Annotated in this window: 26 protein-coding genes; 13 read left to right on the top strand and 13 right to left on the bottom strand. The window is 57.6% G+C overall.

Going from position 1 to position 22433, the window contains the following annotated elements:
• The 3 genes from DFO52_RS14355 (at position 1) to nudI (ending at position 2682) form a co-directional block, all read left to right on the top strand.
• Positions 1-1170: an HlyD family efflux transporter periplasmic adaptor subunit gene (locus DFO52_RS14355; protein ID WP_121932339.1), complete on the top strand. Its 1170-nt coding sequence runs from the start codon at positions 1-3 to the stop codon at positions 1168-1170.
• 759 nt (positions 1171-1929) lie between these two features.
• Positions 1930-2199 carry a HigA family addiction module antitoxin gene (locus DFO52_RS14345; RefSeq protein ID WP_133550625.1) on the top strand — a complete coding sequence of 90 codons (270 nt, stop codon included), beginning with the start codon at positions 1930-1932 and terminating at the stop codon, positions 2197-2199.
• A 57-nt stretch (positions 2200-2256) separates the two neighbouring features.
• Positions 2257-2682 (top strand): nucleoside triphosphatase NudI, encoded by a 426-nt coding sequence (gene nudI / locus DFO52_RS14340; protein WP_133550624.1) that lies wholly within the window; start codon positions 2257-2259, stop codon positions 2680-2682.
• A 2-nt stretch (positions 2683-2684) separates the two neighbouring features.
• Here the strand turns inward: nudI and DFO52_RS14335 are convergent, their stop codons facing one another.
• The 3 genes from DFO52_RS14335 to DFO52_RS14325 all read right to left on the bottom strand — a co-directional run bounded on the left by DFO52_RS14335 (position 2685) and on the right by DFO52_RS14325 (position 5369).
• The gene (locus tag DFO52_RS14335; protein ID WP_133550623.1) at positions 2685-3194 is read right to left on the bottom strand and encodes a DUF6622 family protein; all 510 of its coding nucleotides are present in this window, start codon (positions 3192-3194) and stop codon (positions 2685-2687) included.
• A gap of 85 nt (positions 3195-3279) precedes the next feature.
• Positions 3280-4461 (bottom strand): PLP-dependent aminotransferase family protein, encoded by a 1182-nt coding sequence (locus tag DFO52_RS14330; RefSeq protein WP_133550622.1) that lies wholly within the window; start codon positions 4459-4461, stop codon positions 3280-3282.
• Between the two features lie 20 nt (positions 4462-4481).
• Positions 4482-5369: a LysR family transcriptional regulator gene (locus DFO52_RS14325; RefSeq protein ID WP_047646203.1), complete on the bottom strand. Its 888-nt coding sequence runs from the start codon at positions 5367-5369 to the stop codon at positions 4482-4484.
• 97 nt (positions 5370-5466) lie between these two features.
• On the opposite strand from DFO52_RS14325, the gene DFO52_RS14320 reads away from it, so the two are divergent.
• Positions 5467-6069 (top strand): short chain dehydrogenase, encoded by a 603-nt coding sequence (locus DFO52_RS14320; RefSeq protein ID WP_133550621.1) that lies wholly within the window; start codon positions 5467-5469, stop codon positions 6067-6069.
• Here the strand turns inward: DFO52_RS14320 and DFO52_RS14315 are convergent.
• The 7 genes from DFO52_RS14315 to DFO52_RS14285 form a co-directional block, all read right to left on the bottom strand.
• A complete protein-coding gene (locus DFO52_RS14315; RefSeq protein WP_133550620.1) occupies positions 6063-6797 on the bottom strand; it encodes a class I SAM-dependent methyltransferase in 735 nt (244 codons plus the stop codon). The two genes, DFO52_RS14320 and DFO52_RS14315, sit on opposite strands and share 7 nt — an antisense overlap.
• Positions 6798-6899: 102 nt before the next feature.
• The gene (locus tag DFO52_RS14310) at positions 6900-8279 is read right to left on the bottom strand and encodes an amidohydrolase family protein (protein ID WP_133550619.1); all 1380 of its coding nucleotides are present in this window, start codon (positions 8277-8279) and stop codon (positions 6900-6902) included.
• Position 8280: 1 nt separating this feature from the next.
• A complete protein-coding gene (locus DFO52_RS14305; protein WP_133550618.1) occupies positions 8281-9237 on the bottom strand; it encodes a carbamate kinase family protein in 957 nt (318 codons plus the stop codon).
• Positions 9234-10814 carry a hypothetical protein gene (locus tag DFO52_RS14300; RefSeq protein ID WP_029740026.1) on the bottom strand — a complete coding sequence of 527 codons (1581 nt, stop codon included), beginning with the start codon at positions 10812-10814 and terminating at the stop codon, positions 9234-9236. Before DFO52_RS14300 ends, DFO52_RS14305 begins: the two co-directional genes overlap by 4 nt.
• An 11-nt stretch (positions 10815-10825) precedes the next feature.
• Positions 10826-12241, bottom strand: coding sequence for a DUF1116 domain-containing protein (locus DFO52_RS14295; RefSeq protein ID WP_047646209.1), 1416 nt, complete (start codon positions 12239-12241; stop codon positions 10826-10828).
• Positions 12241-13782 (bottom strand): acyl-CoA synthetase FdrA, encoded by a 1542-nt coding sequence (gene fdrA, locus DFO52_RS14290; protein WP_133550617.1) that lies wholly within the window; start codon positions 13780-13782, stop codon positions 12241-12243. The genes DFO52_RS14295 and fdrA overlap by 1 nt, the downstream gene beginning before the upstream one ends.
• 107 nt (positions 13783-13889) lie before the next feature.
• On the bottom strand, positions 13890-14495 hold the full coding sequence (locus DFO52_RS14285; RefSeq protein WP_133550616.1) for an ankyrin repeat domain-containing protein: 606 nt from the start codon (positions 14493-14495) through the stop codon (positions 13890-13892).
• 320 nt (positions 14496-14815) lie between these two features.
• Between DFO52_RS14285 and DFO52_RS14280 the strand changes: the two genes are divergently transcribed.
• Positions 14816-15745, top strand: coding sequence for a LysR substrate-binding domain-containing protein (locus DFO52_RS14280; RefSeq protein WP_029742057.1), 930 nt, complete (start codon positions 14816-14818; stop codon positions 15743-15745).
• Here DFO52_RS14280 and DFO52_RS14275 read toward each other — a convergent pair.
• Positions 15742-15900, bottom strand: coding sequence for a YqaE/Pmp3 family membrane protein (locus DFO52_RS14275; RefSeq protein ID WP_023308917.1), 159 nt, complete (start codon positions 15898-15900; stop codon positions 15742-15744). The genes DFO52_RS14280 and DFO52_RS14275 overlap by 4 nt on opposite strands.
• Positions 15901-16079: 179 nt before the next feature.
• On the opposite strand from DFO52_RS14275, the gene DFO52_RS14270 reads away from it, so the two are divergent.
• The 3 genes from DFO52_RS14270 (at position 16080) to DFO52_RS14260 (ending at position 17169) form a co-directional block, all read left to right on the top strand.
• Entirely contained in the window at positions 16080-16379 is a 300-nt protein-coding gene (locus tag DFO52_RS14270) for a metalloregulator ArsR/SmtB family transcription factor (RefSeq protein ID WP_029742056.1), read from the top strand.
• A gap of 9 nt (positions 16380-16388) precedes the next feature.
• Positions 16389-16910, top strand: a complete 522-nt coding sequence (locus tag DFO52_RS14265; RefSeq protein ID WP_047646211.1) for a rhodanese family protein — start codon at positions 16389-16391, stop codon at positions 16908-16910.
• Positions 16911-16989: 79 nt separating this feature from the next.
• Positions 16990-17169, top strand: coding sequence for a hypothetical protein (locus DFO52_RS14260; protein WP_023308920.1), 180 nt, complete (start codon positions 16990-16992; stop codon positions 17167-17169).
• A 37-nt stretch (positions 17170-17206) separates the two neighbouring features.
• Here the strand turns inward: DFO52_RS14260 and stpA are convergent, their stop codons facing one another.
• On the bottom strand, positions 17207-17611 hold the full coding sequence (stpA, locus tag DFO52_RS14255; RefSeq protein WP_032660403.1) for a DNA-binding protein StpA: 405 nt from the start codon (positions 17609-17611) through the stop codon (positions 17207-17209).
• A 496-nt stretch (positions 17612-18107) separates the two neighbouring features.
• Here stpA and alaE point away from each other — a divergent pair, with 496 nt between their 5' ends.
• Positions 18108-18557: an L-alanine exporter AlaE gene (gene alaE, locus DFO52_RS14250; protein ID WP_023308922.1), complete on the top strand. Its 450-nt coding sequence runs from the start codon at positions 18108-18110 to the stop codon at positions 18555-18557.
• Positions 18558-18589: 32 nt separating this feature from the next.
• Here alaE and DFO52_RS14245 read toward each other — a convergent pair whose 3' ends face one another.
• On the bottom strand, positions 18590-18934 hold the full coding sequence (locus DFO52_RS14245; protein ID WP_023333165.1) for a DUF2002 family protein: 345 nt from the start codon (positions 18932-18934) through the stop codon (positions 18590-18592).
• 160 nt (positions 18935-19094) lie between these two features.
• Between DFO52_RS14245 and DFO52_RS14240 the strand changes: the two genes are divergently transcribed.
• From DFO52_RS14240 to nrdE, 4 genes are all read left to right on the top strand, one after another.
• Positions 19095-19421, top strand: a complete 327-nt coding sequence (locus tag DFO52_RS14240; RefSeq protein WP_133550615.1) for a DUF883 domain-containing protein — start codon at positions 19095-19097, stop codon at positions 19419-19421.
• A gap of 243 nt (positions 19422-19664) precedes the next feature.
• A complete protein-coding gene (gene nrdH / locus DFO52_RS14235) occupies positions 19665-19904 on the top strand; it encodes a glutaredoxin-like protein NrdH (RefSeq protein ID WP_023308925.1) in 240 nt (79 codons plus the stop codon).
• Entirely contained in the window at positions 19901-20311 is a 411-nt protein-coding gene (gene nrdI, locus DFO52_RS14230) for a class Ib ribonucleoside-diphosphate reductase assembly flavoprotein NrdI (RefSeq protein ID WP_029742052.1), read from the top strand. Before nrdH ends, nrdI begins: the two co-directional genes overlap by 4 nt.
• Positions 20284-22428, top strand: coding sequence for a class 1b ribonucleoside-diphosphate reductase subunit alpha (gene nrdE, locus DFO52_RS14225; RefSeq protein WP_133550614.1), 2145 nt, complete (start codon positions 20284-20286; stop codon positions 22426-22428). Before nrdI ends, nrdE begins: the two co-directional genes overlap by 28 nt.
• Positions 22429-22433 lie beyond the last annotated feature (5 nt).

Genomic DNA, 22433 nt, shown 5'->3' with positions numbered 1-22433 from the left:
ATGGACGATCTGGATAACGCCCTCGACTCCGAAAGCGGCTACACCGGCGCGCGTCGGATCGTGATCTTTTCGCTGCTGATGTTTGTGGTGCTGGGCGTCTGGGCGTGGTTTGGCGTGCTGGATGAGGTATCAACCGGCTCGGGTAAAGTGATCCCCAGCTCGCGCGAGCAGGTCTTACAGTCTCTCGACGGCGGGATCCTCACCGAGCTGAACGTCCACGAGGGCGATCAGGTGCAGGCCGGACAGGTGCTGGCGCGGCTCGATCCGACGCGCTCCGAATCGAACGTCGGCGAAAGCGCGGCGCGCTACCGGGCTTCACTGGCCTCCAGCGCCCGCCTGTACGCCGAGGTGAACGATCTTCCGCTGAAGTTCCCCCCTTCGCTGGCAAAATGGCCGGATCTGATGGCTGACGAAACGCGGCTCTACAACTCCCGCCGCGCGCAGCTGGAGGATACCCAGCGGGAGCTGCGCGCCGCGTTAGATCTCGCCAATAAGGAGCTGGCCATCACCCAGCGGCTGGTCAAAACCGGCGCTGCCAGCCACGTGGAGGTGCTGCGCCTGCAGCGGCAGAAAAGCGATCTGGAGCTGAAGCTCACCGACGTACGCTCGCAGTATTACGTTCAGGCGCGGGAGGCGTTATCCAAAGCCAACGCGGAGGTGGATATGGTTTCAGCGATCCTCAAAGGCCGCCAGGATTCCGTGACCCGTCTGACGGTAAAATCCCCGGTACGCGGGATCGTGAAAAACATCAAGGTCACCACCATCGGCGGCGTGATCCCGCCCAACGGCGAGCTGATGGAGATTGTGCCGGTGGACGATCACCTGCTGATCGAAACCCGCCTGTCGCCGCGCGATATCGCCTTTATCCACCCGAATCAGGAGGCGCTGGTTAAAATCACCGCCTACGATTACGCCATTTACGGCGGCCTGCACGGGGTCGTCGAAACGATCTCTCCGGACACCATCCAGGACGAGGCCAAGCCGGAAGTGTTCTATTACCGGGTGTTTATCCGCACCAGCCAGGATTACCTGGTGAATAAGGCCGGCAGGCACTTCTCGATTGTGCCGGGGATGATTGCGACGGTGGACATTAAGACCGGCGAGAAAACGGTGCTGGATTATCTGATCAAGCCGTTTAACCGGGCGAAAGAGGCGCTGAGAGAGCGGTGATGAAACGCCTTACATCATTTTCTGAAGCCGCCTCGCAGGATTTAACTTCTTCTGGGTAGCCTGCTTTTTATTAGGGTTAATCGGGCGTATGTTCCTTCCACGCCAGCAAAATCTGGCGTCGGGATTGGCATCCCGGTTATGATTGGAGACGGCGTAAGTCCTTGTTACGCCGTGCGTCTGGCTACATTCTAATGGTGGGCTGGACGGGGCGTCGCGAGACGCGCCGGTACACTCCAAGCCGGTAATGCCAACTCCGTTCAGTCCTGCCTCCCGGGAAATTGGCATTTCTCTACTGAACTTGCCGACAACTGCCAACGCTATTGCGAAGCATTGGTGGAAGAGACCGATCCTGCAAGAAAAATAGCGCTCTGCGGTCGTCTTGCATCGACCCTCGCCCTGCTTCGCCCCGATGCTGCTGGAGCCGCTCCCTGAGCATTTACAGGAACGTCTTACCGTCAATGTGTTTCCCGGAACCTGCATTCAACGCTGAATCCGATCAGCTCTGTCGCTATGCGAGGAAATTACGCAACTGTTGATGGGGGGGCGCGCTCGCCCCTGAATCCGCTCGTGTGATGGGAGATTTACTCTTTGAACTGACGGGATATTTTGCTGACCAGCGAAAAACCCCGCGCTGGCTGAGAACCGAGGCTGGCGTCGCGTTGCTGGGTTGACATGGTTTTCTCCCTCTCCCTGTGGGAGAGGGGCGGGGTGAGGGCATCAAACCGCACTCATTTTATATTTATAAACAGGACGTTAATTATGAATAACCAGGGAAAACTACGCATCTCAACCACACCAGGCGAAGTGTTGCTGCACGATTATCTTAAGCCACTCAGTCTAGGCATCTCAGAACTGGCAGAGAGAATAAACACCGATCACACCACTGCCAGCGCGCTGGTAAACAATAAAATCAAACTCACCGTTGATTTGGCCACAAGACTGGCGAGCGCATTCGATACCAGTATTGAATTCTGGCTGAATCTGCAGCAAAACGCAGAAAACCAAGGAGCGAGAATCGAGCACCTCTAACATAATCATCCCCCCAATCTGCTAAAGTAGCCCAAACTCATTTTTCAGGAAGAAATCATGCGCCAACGAACCATTGTCTGCCCCATCATCCAGAACGACGGTGCTTATCTGCTGTGCAAAATGGCCAACGATCGCGGCGTGTTCCCCGGCCAGTGGGCCCTCTCCGGCGGCGGAATGGAGCCGGGCGAAACCATGGAACAGGCGTTGCGCCGTGAGATCCGCGAAGAGCTGGGCGAAGCGCTGGAGATCGCCTCGGTCACGCCATGGGCTTTTCGCGATGACATCAGGGTGAAAACCTACGCCAATGGTACCACTGAGGAAATTTACATGATCTATCTGATCTTCGACTGCATCAGCACCAACCGGGCAGTCACGTTTAATGAAGAGTTTCAGGAGATCGCCTGGGTTAATCCGGAATCGTTAAAAGAGCTTGATCTCAACGAAGCCACGCGTATTACCTTCGCCCAAAAGGGCCTCCTGTAAATTCAGACCGGAACACGGGCGACACACACCCCAACATAGCGCGCAAATTTCCCGAGAAACACACCGGCAAACACGCCGCCGGAGACGATCGCCAGCGCGCTCATGGCGGGCTGCTGCATCGTCTGGGGAGAGACCGCGCTCATCACGCCCAGCACATACTTGACGCCGAACGCCAGCATCATAAACGGCAGCGCGGTGTAGTCTGCCTGACGGTAAAGGCTGCGCGGCGCATCTGCGCGGGTGATAACCGCCTGCTTAATCAGGAAATACCCCAGCGCGGCCCCGGCGAGGATCCCCGCCGTCCACAATGCGACAGTTCCGGGCGTCAGCGTGCGGTAGACAACCAGATCGTAGATATCCCAGATAAGAAATATTGCCGGAATGATGGCAAGCCTCTCCAGCGTAACGGTGGCAGGCCTGCGGGCTTTAATGCCGCGAGAGATAAGGAAGATAAACAGCACCCACACCCAGGCGGGCGTGTGCGTAACGACACCGAACAGAAATTCAAACATGGAGATCTCCATGGACGATCGCGGCCCGTGCCGCCCTGAACGCGTATTGCGCATAACGGCAGGAAAGCCATTATGCGCAGGTCTTTTACAGCGATTTTTTCAGGCGTTGAACCGCTTCCTTCAGCTCTTCATCCGTTGGCGTGACAAACGACATACGCAGCGTTGAATGGTCTGGCTCATTGCAGTAGAAAAATTCGCCCGGCACAAATACTACGCCGTTACTTAACGTTTTTTCCAGCCAGCGGGTGGTATTACTACCATTTTTCATATTCGCCCACAGGAACATGCCGCCCTTCGGCTTGTGGAAAGACATCACATCGCCCAGCTCGGCCTCCAGCTCGGTTGCGAACGTCTGGTATTTCTGGCGATAGGCTTCGCGGATCGTTTTAATCTGATCGGGCAGACGACCGGTTTTCAGGTATTCATACGTCATCAGCTGCGACAGCGTGCTGGTGTGCAGATCGGTGGTTTGCTTAAGGTTTACTACTGCGCGCTTCAGCCATTCCGGCACCAGCACCCAGCCCACGCGGGTTCCTGGAGCAAGAATTTTGGAGAAGGTTGAGGTATACACCACGTTCTCTTCGTTGCCGATATCTTTGGCATGGGCAATTAACGGGCGGAAAACTTCATCGGTATAATTAATTTCGCTGTACGGATCGTCTTCAATAATGACGAAGTCATAGCGCTTCGATAATTCCACCAGCTGTTTGCGACGCGCCTCGGAAAGGGTTACCCCACCAGGGTTACCAAACGTCGGAACAATATAGACCGCTTTGATGGTTTTATTTGCCGCCAGCGCTTCAAGCTCGTCGACCTTCATGCCGTCGCCGTCGGTGCCAACGGATTCAAAATTCGCCTGCGCCAGGCCGAAGACCTGCAGCGCGGCAAGATAGGTTGGACGCTCAACCACAACGGTGTCACCCGGGTTGATTAACGCACGCGCCAGCACGTCGAGGGACTGCTGTGAACCGGAGGTCACGACCACATCATCAGCCTTGCAGCGGATCCCGCGCCCCTCGCAGATGCGTTTAATTTCTTCGCGCAGCCCCGGTACACCTTCGGTCAGACCGTACTGGAACGCCTCACCAAAATGCTGTGATAATACGGCATCAGCGGCAATTTTCAGCCCTTCGTGATCGAACAAGGCCGGATTAGGAATACCCCCACCCAGCGAAATGACGCCGGCCATTTTGCTATGTTTTAATAATTCACGGATGGCAGATGATTGCAGGCCCTGCGCGCTGCTGGCGAGTTTATTCACAGACATTCTTTGCATACCTTCTTTTTTTATAGTGTGCCCAATCTTAGCAGAATATGGGCGATAAATTCCGTTAGCTTAGGGAGAGGTCGTAAATCCTGACGCCACAGCAAATGCACGGGTCTCGGCGCCGGAATATACGCCTCCAGCACCCGCACCAGCCTGCCACTTTCCAGATCTTCCGCCACCAGCACTTCAGGCTGCAGCAGCAGTCCCGCCCCGGCTCTCGCGGCCATCCGCAGCCCGTAGCCGTCGTTGCATCTCAAGACCGCATCCCGCTTCCAGCGCACCTCGCCTTCGACGCCCGGCAGCCGCCACTCGTTGCGTGCGGTCCACACGCTGTGGGATAAGCAGAGATGATCCACCAGATCGGCAGGAGTTTGCGGCGTACCATAGCGCGCAAGATAGTCCGGCGCGGCGCAGATCACCATCCGGTAAGGGCAGAGGTATTTCGCAACCAGATCGTCGTTGTGAATGTCGCCAATACGAATGGCCAGATCGATACCTTCCTCCACCAGATCCACCATCCGGTTGGTGAGATCCAGCTCGATGCGCACTTCCGGGTAGCGTTGTAAAAAAGAGGCTGTAAGCGGCGCGATCGCGCTGCCGCCAAACGAGGTGGGTGCGGTCACGCGCAGGGTGCCGGACGGCGCGGCGCGCAGGCGTTCCACGGCGCTTTCGGCGATCGCGACCTGCTCCAGCACCCGCTTCGCCTCGTCGAAATAGACCCGCCCGGCGTCAGTCAGGCTCTGGCGCCGCGTGTTACGCTCCAGCAGGCGGGTACCTAGCTGCGATTCCAGCAGCGCAACGTATTTCCCTACCATTACTGCCGACATCTCCAGCCGAGCCGCCGCACCGGTAAAACTGCCGCTTTCAACCACGGCAATAAAGGTCTCCATACTGCGAAACTTATCCATATTCCAAACTCCTGGTTAGCAATCTTCTAACTTTAGACCAGTTTATCTGCATTTTTATTTAGTAAAGAATGAAGGCTCACAACATAAGGAGTCGGCTATGAAAATCGTCATTATTGGTGCCAGCGGTACGGTCGGTCGTGCGGTAACGGAAGAGCTGAGTCGTCGTCACGAGGTCATCCGCGTCGGCCGCACGCAGGGCGACGAGCAGGTGGATATCACCTCGCAGGCGAGCGTCCAGGCGCTGTTTGAGAAAATCGGCCCGGTGGATGCGATTGTTTCCGCCAGCGGTGGTCTTTATTTTGGCCCGCTCGCGACCATGAAGGACAGCGACTTCAACCAGGGTCTGCAGGACAAGCTGCTCGGGCAGGTGCGCCTGGCGCTGACCGGCCAGCATTATTTGAACGAGGGCGGCTCTATTACGCTGATAAGCGGCATCGTGGCGCACGAGCCGATTGCGCAGGGGGTGAATGCCACCACGGTAAATGCGGCGCTGGAAGGGTTTGTGCGCGCTGCCGCCTGCGAGCTGCCGCGCGGGATCCGCATCAACCTGATTAGCCCGACGGTACTCACCGAATCCGCCGAAGCGTACGACGGCTTCTTCCCGGGCTTTGAGAGCGTTCCCGCCGCGACCGTGGCGCAGGCCTATCGCCGCAGCGTGGAAGGCGTGCAGAGCGGGCGGGTGTATAGGGTGGGTTACTGAGCCTTACGGGCGGCGATCAGCACCAGCATCGGGCGCTCCGCTTCTTCGGCCAGCGCGGGCCAGGCATCAATCTGCGCCTGCGCTGGCCCCCACTCGTTGACGTCGCTTATCGTTAATCCGGCCCCGATCAGCGCGTTGAGCGTGGTGCCCAGCGTGCGGTGGTATTTCACCACCCCGTCCGCCAGCCAGTTGCTGACGCGCCTGCCCTCGTCCTGATAATGGTTCACGCCCCAGAACCGCTCTCCGCTGTCGTCGGTCAGCCAGCCCTGACGGGTGGCGCAGGTGTATATCGGGTGCTCCATCGAAAAGACCAGGCTGCCGCCGGGCTTGAGCGCGCGCTGAACCCTGGCGAATAGCGTATCCAGTTCCGGCAGGTAGTGCAGCGCCAGGGAGCTGTAGACCAGATCGAGGCTGTTCTCGTTAAGCGTGAGAGATTCCAGATCGCTACGCTGATAGTGAATCTGAGTGTCGTCAGTCAGTTCTGCCGCGCGGGCGAGCATCTTTTCTGAGATATCGACTCCAGTGACGTGAGCCGCGCCCAGCTCGCGCGCGGCGCGGCAGAACCAGCCGTAGCCGCAGCCGAGATCGACAACCGATTTGCCGGTTAAATCCGGCAGCATGGCCTTAAGCGCGGGCCACTCCGGCGCGCCGTCCAGACCCTGCACCGAGCGCGGAAGCTGGGCGTAGCCTTCAAAAAACGCCGGATTGTCGTAGATGTTTTGTGCCATGGCAGATCCCTCTTTAAGAATGTGACTCCCAGTATAAAGCATTGCCTGCGGCCTGATGCCCTCACCCCAACCCTCTCCCACAGGGAGAGGGAGAAATGCACGTCAACCCACCGAGCCCCAGACCAGATTTCCTTTATGGAACGTCGCGGTGCGCGGAGAAATGCGCGCCACGGCCTCGGCGGAGCAGGAGGCATCCACCAGCACAAAGCTGGCGTCGTCCTGCGCTTTTGGCCACACGCGCTCGCCTTTGTCATTCAGCGGCAGCACGTCGCCGGTGGCGATACCGAGCGCGCGGGAGAGCGTCTGCTCGTTCGGGCGGATGTAGAGCTGAGCGTAAAGATTCGCTTTCTCCAGCATGTCCCCCAGACCGTACGGCGACCAGTGGTCGATGACGCTGTCGGTTCCCGTCATCACGAACACGCCCTTCTCGCGCAGCTGCTTCAGCGGCATATGCAGGGTGCCAATCGGCACCGTGGAGGCGATGGTCACCCGCTGCGCCGCCATGCGGGTGGCGATCTCATCCACCTGCGGCTCGTTGAGCGTCGCCAGCGCAAAGGCGTGGCTGATGGTCAGCTTGCCCTTCAGCTCCGGCGTTTTCTCCACGGTTTCGACCATGTAGTTCACCGCCGCCACGCCCGCCGGGCTGGTTTCGTGCAGGTGAATGTCCACCCCTTTATCGTAGTCCAGCGCAATCTGGAACATGGTGTCGAGGGATTTCTCCATCGCGCCGTCGACGTTGGTTGGGTCCAGCCCGCCCACGTAGTGCGCTCCGGCCTGCATCGCCTCGCGCATCAGCTTTTCGGAGTTCGACAGCAGCAGGCCGTGCTGCGGGAAAGCGACGATTTCGCAGTCAAAGCCGGGCTTACGGCGCGATAAAACCGCCTGCAGGTTTTCCAGATTCTTCAGGCCGGAGGTCGGCTCGATATTGCAGTGGCTGCGGGCGATGGTGGAGCCTTTCGACTGGATCAGGTCGATCAGCTTTTCCGCGCGCTCCTGGGTGTAGGGCTGCAGCTCCGGCAGCAGCTTCTGCTCAAGGCGGATCATGTCCTGAATCGTAGTGCCCGCGGGGCGGTTCAGGGAGCGCCACGAACCGCCGTAAAAGGTTTTATCCAGGTGAATGTGCATGTCGCGCATCGCCGGAAGCATCAGCTTGCCGCCTGCGTCATAGTGCGGCAGCGTGGCGTCGGCGTGGCTCTTGTTGTCGCGCAGGGCGACGATCTTCCCGTCCTTGATTTCCAGCGTTTTCAGTTCGGTGCGGGTGCTCGTCGCCACGCCGCCGTCGACGTTGAACCCGGCCTCCAGCAGCACGTTGTCCAGATAGTAATGTTTCGCGGTGATGCTCATCGGTTTGCCCGTCTCGCAGGTTGGCTTCGCGGAGTCAGCAGCATACGCGACGGATCCGGTGGCGCCAAACAGCGCGCAGGCGGTGACCATTTTGCCGCTCTGGCTAATAAATTCGCGGCGGCTTTTGTTTTCACTCATCTTATCTTCCTTCATTAACAATATGGGTGCCGGTTTCCCCGCGCAGCGCCGCGGGCAGGCAGTCCGGCGAGGTGATAATCACGCGCCTGCCGCCGTGGTGTAAAAATTCCAGCGAGGCGACGATTTTGGGCAGCATGCTGCCCGCCGGGAAGTGGCCCTCCTCCCTGTAGCGGGTCATCTGCGCCACGTTTACAGTGTCCAGCGCCTGCTGGTCTGGCTTGCCGAAGTTGATGCACACCTTCTCCACGCCGGTGGTGATCACCAGCACGTCGGCGCCGATCTCGCGCGCCAGCAGCGCGGTGGAGAGATCTTTATCAATCACCGCATCGACGCTCTGGTAGTCGCCCTGCTCGCTGCGAATCACGGGTATTCCGCCGCCGCCCGCGCCGATCACCACAAAGCCTTTTTGCGTCAGGGCCTTGATCGCATCCGCCTCGACAATCCGCAGCGGCTGCGGTGAGGCCACCACGCGACGGTAGCCACGGCCTGAATCCTCGACAAAATGCCAGTCCGGGTGTGCGCGCTGTAGCTCATCGCGCTGCGCCTCGGTGAAGAACGCACCAATAGGTTTGGTAGGGTGAGCAAAGCCCGGATCGTTTTTATCCACCTCCACCTGCGTGACGACCGTGACCGCTTTTTGCTCCCCGCGCGCGGCCAAGCGATTGTTGAGCGCCTGCTGGATCAGGTAGCCAATCCCGCCCTGGGTGTCCGCCACGCAGTTTGCCAGCGGCGTCAGCGGCAGCCCTTCCCGCTCGTGGGCGATTTCGGCGCGGCGAAGATCCAGCCCCACCTGAGGGCCGTTGCCGTGCGTGAGCACGATGTCATAGTCGGAGGCCAGCATTTCCAGCACCGACTCTGCCACCGCTTTCACCGCCTGCGCCTGGTGTTCAATCGACTGGCTGGCGTTGTCTTTGATAATGCTGTTGCCGCCGATGGCGACGACCATAAGCTCTTTCATTTTGTTTCCTTTAGAAGGTGCGTTCTGGTGCCCTCACCCCGGCCCTCTCCCACAGGGAGAGGGGGATTAACAGAGGTATCCAGCACATGCTTCACCACAAACATGCCGCCCATCATCAGATACGCGGTGACGAACATCAGCGAACTGCCTTCGGCAAAGCCCACTACCGGGGCATGGATCACCCCAAACAGCGCCAGCAGCGCCCCGACGGCGGCCGCAACGGCTCCGCGCAGCGGCTTGTTGATGATGGCGAAGATGGCGATACAGCCCCACAGCATGCTGGCGAGCGGCGCGCCGTTGCCGAGATGCACCAGGCCTTCGTAGTAAATTCCTTTGCTGTGCAGCACGTCGGTGCCGATCTTCGCCGCGCTGGTGCCCGCCGCCCCCATCACGCTGTTCATCATCGTCAGCGCCCAGTTGGCGATCCACGGGAACAGGCAGATGAAGATCACCGGCACCTCCACTTTGGGCGTTTCCCTCACCACCTGGTTGGCGGTGACAACGCCGATAAACACCAGAATCGGCACGATGGCGGTCATCGGAATGATGGCGAGCATAAACGCCCCCAGCCCGAACAGCGGCACGATGAACATGGTCACGCCGGAGGCCAGCGTGTAGCCGATGCTCGCACCCATCGCTTTCCAGCCGGGATGGCCGACGTAGACCGTCACCGGGAACGGGTTGCCCATCAGACAACCGAGCATCGACGCCAGACCGTTCGCCAGCATCACCTTACGCGTCGGGTACGCATCCCCCGCCGCGTGGGCGCTTTCGATGTTCTCCAGGTCAAAGATGTAGTTCGCCAGCCCCAGCGGCACGGCAGATGCCAGATAAGGCAGCGCGTGCGGCAGGCCCTGCAGGAAGCCTTCCACGTGCACCTGCGGCGGGTTAAAGCCGAAGGATGACATGGACGCTTTAATCGCTTCCGGGCTTTGCAGACCGGAGATCCACGCCAGTGCGGTACCGGCTATCAGCAGCAGCAGGCCGGTCGGGATACGGGCGAAAATCGGCTTTTTGCCAAACCAGTTGATGAAAATCAGCAGCAGCACGATGAACGACACGGTCGGCGCTTCGAACGCCTGCAGCATCGGGTTCATCGCCAGCAGCAGCAGGCCCAAACCGGAGAGGCACGACAGCAGCACGGTACGCGGGATCATCTTGCGGATGGTTTCCCCTAAAAACGAACCGCCCGCGAGGATCATCGCCTCCACGAAGCACCACACCAGGCCAATCTGGATCGCGAACTCCGCATCGCCCGTTTGCTGATAAACCGGCATCAGCACCAGGAAGGTCACGGTAAAAATTGACGGCGCGCTCGGACCGGACGGCAGCGCGGTGACGTCCGTACGCCCGGTGGCGCGCGCCATCTGCATGCCGAACCAGGCGTAGCAAATACTCGCCACCAGCACCGCCAGCCCGAAGGCCGGCGCGATGCGTCCATAAACAATCTCCTGCGGGATGCCGACGACAAAAATGAGCAGCCCCATCATGGTCAGCAAATTGGTCAGGTTGTTGGTCATCAACCCGAAATACGCCGCCCAGTCACCTCTTTTCCACTCCAGTTTCATGTTTTTCATGGATGCTTGCCTTATAAAAAGTAGCGATCGCGGAAGGTCAACAGCGCCTTTTCAAAACAGCTAAACGGCGGGTGAACGATGCCCGCCCCAATCATGCCGATGCCCGCGTCTTTATGGGCAATGGCGGTGTTAATCACCGGCAGAATGCCGCTGCCCGCGACTTTGGTGATGTCGATGGCGGTCGGAATGCCCATAAACGAGAGCAGCGGAATGGTGACGTTCGGGTTTTCGCCGAGGGTGATTTCGCGCATCTGGCGGGAGAAGTCGATAGCTTCATCCACCGTGCCGCCCACCAGGGCGACAATCGCCGGGGCCGTCGCCATCGCAAAGCCGCCGATGCCGTAGGTTTCGGTGATGGCGCTGTCGCCGATGTCCAGCCCGGAGTCTTCCGGCTTATAGCCCGCGAACATCGGGCCAATCACCTGCTGCGCCGGGCCGGTGAACCACTGCCCCGGCAGACCGGAAACGCGCAGGCCAAACTCGTAGCCGTTGCGCGCCATGGTGGTGACGACGGTGCTGTACTCAATGCCGTGAGCGGCGTCCAGCGCGGCCTTACACATCGCCATCCACGTCGGGCCGGAGAAGTAGTCGCTGCTGGCGACGAACTCGAACACCTCGCGCTGCTGCTCCACCGGATAGCCCGCCTGAATCAGCCCCGGCGTTAGCGCCTGAATAAGCAGCGTGGTGCCCGCGTTGTTGCGGTTGTGGCACTCGTCGCCCATGTGCAGCGCCTGGGCCAGCATCAGCCGCAGATCGATTTCGCCGATAATCTTCATCGCGTCGCGCAGCATTGGGCCGAGCACGTCGCGCATCCAGTTCAGGCGGTCGATGACGCTCTGGTCGTTGGCCCCCATGCGCAGGATCTTCGCCATCTGCTCGCTGAGGTTGGTGAACGCGCGGTTGCCGTAGGTTTTGTTTTCAACGATGTGCATAAACATCGACGCGGAGGTAACGCCCGCCATCGAGCCCACGCAGTCGTGCTCGTGGCACGGCGAGAAGGTAATTTCGCCAGAGGCGGCGAGCCTTGCGGCGTCGTCCAGATCTTTCGCCAGCCCTTCAAACACCAGCGCCCCGGTGACCGCGCCCTTCATCGCCCCGCACATGTTTTCCCAGGCGACAGGCGGACCGGCGTGCAGAATGGTGGTGCGGGTCATGCCCGGCACAACGTTAATGGCCTGGTCATAGCCCACAAGCACCGGATGAGACTGAATAATGCGCTCAAGGGCGATGTGGTTAGCGGCGGCGATTTTCTCCGCCAGCGGTTTTTCCGCCAGCTGGTCGAGCGCCTCAACGACCTGCATATTGCCCTGACCCGGCGGCGTCCAGTCGAGCTGGGTCACGGGAACGTGCTGTTTTTTGAGATCGTCGCTGAACATCGCAATGCCGACGTTAATCACGTTCAGCGGCTGGTTGAATAAGGTCGTCATTATGCTTTCTCCCCTTTGCAGACAAATTCGCGTGCCAGTAATCCGGTGTTGGTACTGCTGCTGGCCCAGATGACGCCTGCGTCGGTCAGCAGCTGGCACTGCTGCGCCAGCGACTGCGGATCCTGGTCGGTGCCGAGCACGTAGCCGAGGATCTCCAGCGGACGGTTATCGGCCTTCGCGATCGCCTGCGCCTCTTTGATGGCGTCGATCATCACGCCGACCGGATCCTCGTGCGCGCCGAAGCCCAGCACGAAGTCCATCACGATGACGCCCACCTCAGGATCGCGCGCTTCCTGCAGCAGGCGGCTGATGCGGTTGGTCGGGTCGATCATCGGGTGCGGCTTGCCGTTGGTGAAATCATCGTCGCCAAAGTCGAGGAAGGTGTGGGCTTTACTGACGCTGATGTCGCTCAGGCGCTTAGCCGGATCCGGCTGGATGTTGCTGTAAACGTCGTCAAATTTCGCAAGCGATGCGAACATCGCCTCGTCGCACAGGGTGCCGCCGCAGAACAGGCCGCGAATGTACTTCTGCTGCGGGGTCAGGCGGGCGCGCACTTCTTCAATCAACGGCCAGTTGAGCGGATGCAGATCGAGGGACTCTTTTTTGATGCCGGTGAGCAGGACCGCCTTCAGGGCCGCCTCTTTGGTGCCGCGCGCAAACTGCAGGCCGTCCTCATCGGCGGGCGGTTCGCTGCGGCCGAGGAAGCAGACGACAACCGGCTTATGGCAGGCTCTGGCACGGGCCAGCACCTTTTCTGCCACGGCGGGTGCCGGCGGCTTGGAGATCAGCGCAATCACCTCTGTGCCCTCGTCGGCTTCGAGCATGTCGATGGCGTCGAGCATCATCAGGCCGCCGATCTTCTCGCTGAGATCCCGCCCGCCGGTGCCAATCAGCTGCGATACGCCGCCGCCGAATTCGTGAATGCGCACGCTCAGCTCCTGGCTGCCGGTACCGGATGCGCCGACGATGCCAATCGGCCCGCGGCGCACCGCGTTAGCAAAGCACAGTCCCGCGCCGTTGATGATGGCGGTGCCGCAGTCCGGCCCCATCATCAGCAGCCCTTTCCGGTGCGCGAGCTGCTTCAGCGCCAGCTCGTCGTCGAGCGATACGTTATCGGAGAAGAGCATCACGTTAAGATCGTTTTCCAGCGCCTGGCGCGCTTCGCGGGCGGCGAAGGTACCGTTGACGGAAATGACCGCGAGGTTGCTGTCCGGGCGATGGGTTTTGGCGCTGGCAATCGTGGCGTAGCGCGCCTCATGGGAGCCTGCGCTCTCTTTACGGGTGAACAGCGCTTCAATAGCCGCCAGCGTTTCATCATTCGCCGCGTCGCCTTTAATAACGATCATCAGGTCGCCGTTTTTAGCTTCCGCTAATTCAGGCGTTAATAGCCCGAGGTTTTTTAATACGCCTTTATTCATCTCCGTCGCCATCGCGACAAACGCCTGGTCGACGCCCGGCAATTTATTGGCTTTGGTGGAAACGGACATTAATGATACGGAGTCAAAATAGGTGTTCTTTTTTATGACGATTTTCGTTGGCATTATTTTCTCCTGAAAGCGGATAAAAGGGGGCCGCCGTCGTGCAAAATGCACGTCGGTAAAAAATACTTTTGAATTAACGGCCAGCCGGAAAAGGCTGGCCGAATACGCTATGCGCCCGCCGCCAGCAGCAGGTCTGCTATTGCATCGAAACCTTTTTCCCGCGCCAGTTCGAGCGGGGTTTTGCCATATTTATCGGTCATGTGCGGGTTCGCACCGTGATCCAGAAGGAGCTTGACGATCTCCTGCTGCTTCGCGCCGCCGTCGTTGAGCACGATCGCTTCCAGCAGCGGCGTCCAGCCGACAAAGTTGGTGTGGTTGACGTTGATATCGGTTTTTTCCAGCAGCTCGCGCACGATCTCCACGTGCCCTTTTTCACTGGCTGGCGTAATGCCCACGCCGCCAAAACGCGTCATGCGCTCGAGATCCGGATTTGCCGGAAGGACAATGCGCAGCAGAGTGATATCGTTGGTCAGGCAGCTAATCAGGAAGGGGTTAAAGCAGGTCTGATCCTGTTTATCAATATCCGCCCCGGCGGCAATTAATAACTCCACGCAGGCATAATGTTTTTTCAGGCTGGCAATAATAACTGCGGTTCTTTTCTGTCGATTGGTGGCGTTAATATCCACGCCTTTTTCCAGGCAGGCTTTTAGCGCATCGCTATTGCCCTCTTCTGCCGCCAGCAGAAATTCAGTAACGAGTTCGTTCGCAGACATATTCAGACTCCCGATGTTTTTATTTCTGTTGACCTGAGAATAGCAACAGCCTGGTCATAAAAGAATCCGCTTAAAAATGATTCATCGACAGTCAATTCATTGTTGAGGTAAATTCAATAAACCAGTCAAAACGTGCGTCTGTGCAACCTTTTTCTTATGTTTTCCCGCTTTTTATCGCTTCTGGCTGCATTATGCTTATGTCTGACGAAGCCTTACTGCATGCGGCTTTCGACAAAGAGCCAGAACTGTGATCGGCTTCAAATGCGTTGTAACAACGCTGTTAAAATATGTTCAAAACTGATGGCTGAAGAGAGTGAGATATGAATTCCATCTTTACCGAGGAAAACCTGCTGGCCTTTACTACCGCCGCTCGCTTCGGCAGCTTCAGCAAAGCCGCCGCCGAGCTGGGCGTGACGACATCTGCCATCAGTTACACCATTAAGCGCATGGAGACCGGGCTGGACGTGGTGCTGTTCGTCCGCAGCACGCGCAGCATCGAGCTGACCGAGTCCGGATTTTACTTTTACCGTAAGGCCACCGACCTGCTGAACGACTTTCACGCCATCAAGCGCGGGATTGATACCATCTCTCAGGGCATTGAGGCGCGGGTGCGCATCTGTATCAACCAGCTTTTGTATACCCCACGCCATACGGCGCGGCTGCTGCAGGTGCTAAAAAAGCAGTTTCCCACCTGTCAGATCACCGTGACCACCGAGGTCTACAACGGCGTCTGGGACTCCATCATCAACAACCAGGCCAACATCGCGATTGGCGCGCCGGACACGCTGCTGGACGGTGGCGGGATTGATTACACCGAGATCGGCGCCATTCGCTGGGTCTTTGCCATCGCACCGGAACACCCGCTGGCGTTCACCCCGGAGCCAATAGCGGAAAGCCAGCTGCGCCTGTATCCCAACATCATGGTGGAAGATACCGCGCACACCATTAACAAAAAAGTCGGCTGGCTGCTGCACGGACAGGAGGCAATTCTGGTGCCGGACTTTAACACCAAATGTCAGTGTCAGATCCTGGGCGAAGGGATTGGCTTTTTGCCGGAATACATGGCCCGCGAGGCGGTCGAAGCGGGGCTGCTGGTCACCCGACGGATTAATAACCCGCGTCAGGATTCGCGCATGCTGCTCGCCACGCAGCATGCCGCAACCGGCCAGGTCACGCGGTGGATCAAGCAGCAGTTTGGTCCAGCGGGGGTACTGACCGATATCTATAGCGATTTACTCTGGCGCGCCTAGCTTTTGCTCTGTACCCAAAACGCGTGAATGAGGCCGGGGAAGTAGCCCAGCAGCGTCAGAAGAATGTTGATAATAAACGCCCAGCCAAACCCTTTACCCAACAGCACGCCCAGCGGCGGTATGAGGATCGTAAAAACAATACGCCAAAATCCCATATAAACACTCCGTTCAATCTAATCCATTGAAAATAATAAAGAGAACGCTGTAAGCATAGCCAGTTTATTCGTCTGTACCAGTTCCGGGCCTCGCGTTTACCCTCTTTTACGCTTTTGACGCTGGTTTAATGCATCGAATTAGTTTAGCATTTACTTAATTAAGCAAATACTAAACTATTATGACAGAACTCGAACAGCTTCAGGCCAGCGCCGGGCAGGCCGCCACACTCTTAAAAGCGATGAGCAACCCGCGTCGGCTGCTGATCCTCTGCACCCTGTGCGGAGCGCCCGGCACCAGCGCGGGGGAGCTTGCGCGAGCCACGGGGCTAAGTCCTTCCGCCACGTCGCAGCATCTGGCGCGCATGCGTGAGGAAGGGCTTATCGACAGCACTCGCGACGCGCAGCGCATTCTCTATTCCATTAAAAACGATGCGGTACATCAGCTTATCAGCACCCTGAAAACCCTTTATTGCCCGTAAGGAGTCGCCATGTCACTTCCTCTTCTTTCACCGCGCCAGGCGAATGCCCGCGTCGCTGAAGGCGCAAAACTGATTGATATTCGTGATGCCGATGAGTACGCCCGCGAGCATATTCCCGCCGCGCGGTCCGTGCCGCTGGATACCTTACCCGGCGCACTTAACGCGCAGGCGGGCGATACGGTGATTTTTCACTGCCAGTCCGGCGCACGGACGTCGGGGAATGCCGACCGCCTTGCTCAGGCCGCCGCGCCCGCAGAGGCATTTGTGGTCGAGGGGGGCATTCAGGGCTGGAAGCAGGCCGGACTCCCGACCATCGAAGACAAATCCCAGCCGCTGCCGCTGATGCGTCAGGTGCAAATTGCCGCCGGGCTGTTGATACTCTGCGGCGTGGTGCTGGGCTATAGCGTCTCCAGCGGCTTTTTCCTGCTCAGCGGTTTTGTCGGAGCCGGGCTGCTGTTCGCCGGTGTGACGGGCTTTTGCGGCATGGCGCGACTGCTCAAGGTGATGCCCTGGAACCGGCGTACCTCATAAGCAGTAATCGTTGAAATACGCTGTACCCGGCGTCATGCGTGGGCTAAGGTGAAGATCGCTAAAACGATGAGGAGGTAATATGTTTTCTGTCGGTGATTATGTGCAACCGCGTAAAGGCGGCCCGAAACTGAAAGTGCTCGAAGTAAACGGTGACAGCATTGTGGCGGTCCAGGCCAGCAATGAGCAAGGCGAGAAATATACGCTGAAAGCCGCCGATGTAGCGCCTTATACCGAAGAAGGCGATTTCGGCGTCTGCTGAACAGCTAGCCGGGCGGCGTATCCGCCCGGCTCATTCGTTAGATCAGAAAATCATCCAGTGATTTACCGTCTGCCAGCGCGCTGGCGATAGGCTTCGGCGTGCGGCCCTGGCCGGTCCACGTTTTCTCTTCGCCATTCTGGTCAATAAAGCGATATTTTGCTTCACGCGGCTTACGCTTTTTCGCTGGCTTACCCGTCTGCGCCAGTTCAGAACCCAGCAGGTCAGTCGGTGAAATACCATCAGCTTTCATCAGCTCCAGCAGGGCATTAATTTTTTCCTGCTGCTCAGCACGCTGCTGCTCTAATTCCGTCAGCTCGCTGCGTTTCTCTTCAGTAACGACCCTGACCTTTTCCAGCATTTCCTCAAGAACGTCCAGGGATAATTCACGCGCCATGGCGCGCAGGGTTCGGATATTATTAAGATTCTGTAACGTCAAAGACATATTATTTGAAAACCTTTTCTTTGGGGGGGTAAATAGATAAATCCCCGACAGAATAATTCATTTGAGTTGAAATATCTACCCAAGGGTCCGTACGGGCATCAGTGTAAATATATTTAGAACTCGCTGTTAATAATAGCGCAAGGCGCTGACAGGAGACCGGTGAATCCAATCACCACATTAATATAAATAGCCAACTTTAATCCAAACCACAGCATACTCCACCGCTATCAGATAGGGATTCCTCCTTCTCGCCACCACAAAAACAACTTATTGATTTTAATGTAAAAAATGTCAAACGAGACAGATTATAACGATCGGAACAAAAAACGAACAACTTTAGAGAATTTTGTGGACAAAAGGCGATTAAATAAAAATTAATCACTAGTTGTTAGTTCAAACGCAGAGATATACGCTATACACGTCAAACAAACCAACCTAAAGCACTAACCGCTGTAGGAAAATCGTTTCTTTTGTGTTCTTCTCAAGGAGTTCAGACATGTTCTCGCCGCAATCTCGCCTGCGCCACGCGGTGGCGGATACTTTCGCGATGGTTGTTTACTGTTCCGTCGTGAACATGCTGATCGAAATATTCCTCTCCGGAATGTCCTTCGAGCAGTCGCTTTCTTCTCGTCTGGTGGCGATCCCGGTCAATATTATTATTGCATGGCCTTACGGTTTATACCGCGATGCCGTAATGCGCTTCGCGCGTCGTATCAGCCCAGCAGGCTGGGTGAAAAACCTGGCGGACGTTCTGGCGTATGTGACGTTCCAGTCGCCGGTTTACGTGGCCATTCTCCTGACAGTCGGTGCAGACTGGCACCAGATCGCTGCGGCGGTCAGTTCGAATATTGTGATTTCGATGTTGATGGGAGCCGTTTACGGCTATTTCCTCGACTACTGCCGCCGCCTGTTCAAGGTCAGCCAGTACAACCAGGCAAAAGCGTGATGTGAAGCGACTGGCGCACGCCAGTCGCGGATTTACTGTACGTCGCCAAACAGTCCCTTCAAAAATCGCTCCAGCGCCATACGCGAACTGAAACCGTGCGGAATACCATAATGCTCATGCCGTTCACCGCCTAAATAGAGCGGAAATTGCTGATAATGATCGCAGGTTTTAATATCCGAGGCAGGCTCAGCAAATGACAGACTTCTGTCTTTCAGCGTCGGGTGAATAATGAGAGCGGTACGTCCCATTCTTGCTTCGCGATTAACATAAACATAATTCTCGCCGCGGCGATATCCATACGCTTTTGACGTCACCTCATCCATGGTGAATCCCTCTTTTTCAAGAACGCGTGCCACCTCGTCAGGTCGTAAATACATATCTTTTCCTCGTTATCTTTTCCTGCCCGGCAACCTTACAGTATTCAGCAATAGCAGGGCTTTCAGAATAGTCCATAAACTGCCGGATAACGCGTGATGCGCTTCAGATATTAAATTTCTGAACTAAACTGAACGGGAACACAAAATTACGGAGGATCGTATGTTTAACAGACCGAACCGAAACGATATTAATGACGACGCTCAGGATATTCGTAATGATGTCAGCCAATTAGCGGACACGCTGGAAGAGGTGCTGAAGTCCTGGGGAAGTGACGCGAAGGACGAAGCGGATGCCGCAAAGCGTAAGGCTCAGTCTCTGCTCCGTGAAACCCGCGCCCGTATGAACGGACGTTCAAGCGCCACGCAGGCTGCCTGCGATATGGCAAGCTGTGCTACGACCTTCGTGCGTGAAAAACCGCTATGTACTCTGGGAACCGTCGCAGCGGTCGGCATCTTCGTCGGTGCCCTGCTCAGCCTGCGTAAATAAGCCCGCGTTCTCAGCCCCGGTAGCCTCAGGCGCCGGGGCTTTTTTATGCCCGTTAGCCTGAAAAACCCGTACAGCCAGCCCTGCCCCGCTGTGCTCATCACAGGGGCGGTATCAATCTAAATTTCCCATATCTTGTATGGTTGAAACTTAAGACAACTACATCTAGTATTCCCTTTAGCAAGATACACACAACCCGACGCGATGATTCGCGCCGCACTCTCATTTTAAATGGAAATACGAATCATGAGCATTATTATTTACACTCGTAACGATTGTGTTCAGTGCCACGCGACCAAACGGGCAATGGAAAGCCGCGGCGTGGCGTTTGAAATGGTGAATGTTGACCAGGTTCCTGAGGCCGCAGATACCCTGCGCAAGCAGGGTTTTCGTCAGCTTCCGGTGGTGGTCGCCGGGGAGACAAGCTGGTCCGGCTTCCGCCCGGACATGATTAACCGCCTGAGCGCTCAGGCCACACGTGCATGAGCGGGCTGGTCTATTTCTCCAGCAGCTCGGAAAACACGCTCCGCTTTATTGAGCGCGTCGGGCTGCCTGCGGTGCGCATTCCGCTGAACGAGCGGGAGCGGATCCGGGTAGAGGAACCGTACATTCTGGTGGTGCCCAGCTATGGCGGAGGCGGCACGGCGGGAGCCGTGCCTCGCCAGGTGATCCGCTTTCTGAACGATCCTCATAACCGCGGGCTGATTCGCGGCGTGATCGCGGCGGGGAATCGCAATTTCGGCGATGCCTTCGGCCGCGCCGGGGATGTCATTTCTCAAAAATGCGGCGTGCCGTATCTCTATCGTTTTGAGCTGATGGGGACACAGCAGGACGTCGAAAACGTGCGTAAAGGAGTGAACGAATTTTGGCAACGACAACCGCAGAACGGGTGATTCAGGCGACGCCGGATTACCACGCATTAAACGCCATGCTTAACCTCTACGATCGGGAGGGGCGAATTCAGTTCGAGAAAGATCGTGAGGCGGTGGACGCCTTTTTTGCCGCCCACGTGCGGCCCAACAGCGTGACGTTTGCAAGCCAGAATGAACGTCTCGACTATCTGGTTAACGAGGGCTACTACGACGCGCGCACGCTCACCCGCTACGATCGCGCCTTTGTGGTGACGCTGTTTGAACGCGCCCACTCCAGCGGCTTTCGCTTCCAGACGTTTCTCGGCGCGTGGAAGTATTACACCAGCTATACCCTCAAGACCTTTGACGGTAAACGCTATTTAGAGAGCTTTGAAGATCGCACCGTGATGGTGGCCCTGACGCTGGCGCAGGGTGATGAAGCGCTGGCGGAGCAGCTCACCGACGAGATCCTCTCCGGTCGCTTCCAGCCCGCCACGCCGACCTTCCTCAACTGCGGCAAAGCCCAGCGCGGCGAGCTGGTTTCCTGCTTCCTGCTGCGTATCGAAGACAATATGGAGTCGATTGGCCGCGCGGTGAACTCGGCGCTGCAGCTTTCCAAACGCGGCGGCGGCGTGGCGTTTCTGCTCTCGAACCTGCGTGAAGCGGGCGCGGCGATCAAGCGCATCGAAAACCAGTCCTCCGGCGTGATCCCGGTGATGAAGATGCTGGAAGATGCCTTCTCCTATGCCAACCAGCTTGGCGCCCGTCAGGGTGCGGGCGCGGTTTACCTGCACGCGCACCACCCGGATATTCTGCGTTTTCTTGATACCAAACGCGAAAACGCCGACGAAAAAATTCGCATCAAAACCCTGTCTCTCGGCGTGGTGATCCCGGACATCACCTTTAAGCTGGCTAAGGATAATGCCGAGATGGCGCTCTTCTCGCCGTACGACATCGAGCGTATTTACGGCAAAGCGTTTGGCGACGTGGCCATCAGCGAACTTTATGACGAACTGGTGGCCGACGATCGCATTCGCAAAAAAACCATCAACGCCCGCGATTTCTTCCAGCGGCTTGCGGAGATCCAGTTTGAGTCCGGCTATCCGTACATCATGTATGAAGATACGGTGAACCGCGCGAACCCGATTGCCGGGCGCATCAACATGAGCAACCTGTGCTCGGAGATTTTGCAGGTCAACAGCGCGTCTACCTACGACGAGAACCTGGACTACGCGGACATCGGCAAGGATATTTCCTGCAACCTCGGGTCGCTGAATATTGCCCACACCATGGATTCCCCCGACTTTGGCCGCACGGTGGAGACCGCCATTCGCGGTCTGACGGCGGTATCGGACATGAGCCACATCCGCAGCGTGCCGTCTATTGAAGCGGGCAACGCCGCGTCGCACGCCATCGGGCTGGGGCAGATGAACCTGCACGGCTATCTGGCGCGCGAAGGCATCGCCTACGGCAGTCCGGAAGGGCTGGATTTCACCAATCTCTATTTCTACACCATTACCTGGCACGCTCTGCACACCTCGATGATGCTGGCGCGCGAGCGTAACCAGCGGTTCGCGGGCTTTGAGCAGTCCCGCTACGCCAGCGGGGAATATTTCAGCCAGTATCTGGAAGGCGACTGGCAGCCGAAAACCGAAAAAGTGCGCGAACTGTTTGCCCTCGCGGGGATTACCCTGCCGACGCGCGAGATGTGGCAGCAGCTGCGTGACGACGTGATCCGCTACGGCATTTATAACCAGAACCTGCAGGCCGTCCCGCCGACCGGATCGATTTCCTACATCAACCACGCCACGTCGAGCATTCACCCGATCGTGTCGAAAATTGAAATCCGCAAGGAAGGCAAAACCGGGCGCGTTTACTACCCTGCCCCGTTTATGACCAATGAGAACCTGGCGCTCTATCAGGATGCGTATGAGATCGGCCCGGAAAAAATCATCGATACCTACGCCGAGGCGACAAAGCATGTGGATCAGGGGCTGTCGCTGACGCTGTTCTTCCCGGACACCGCCACCACGCGGGATATCAACAGAGCGCAGATCTACGCCTGGAAGAAGGGCATCAAAACGCTCTACTACATTCGCCTGCGCCAGCTTGCGCTGGAAGGCACCGAAATCGAAGGCTGCGTGTCCTGCGCGCTGTAAGGAGA

This window comes from Enterobacter sp. AG326 (assembly GCF_004362415.1).
In the GTDB taxonomy this organism is placed as follows: Bacteria; Pseudomonadota; Gammaproteobacteria; order Enterobacterales; family Enterobacteriaceae; genus Enterobacter; species Enterobacter asburiae.
This window is presented reverse-complemented; position numbering and strand designations above follow the sequence as displayed.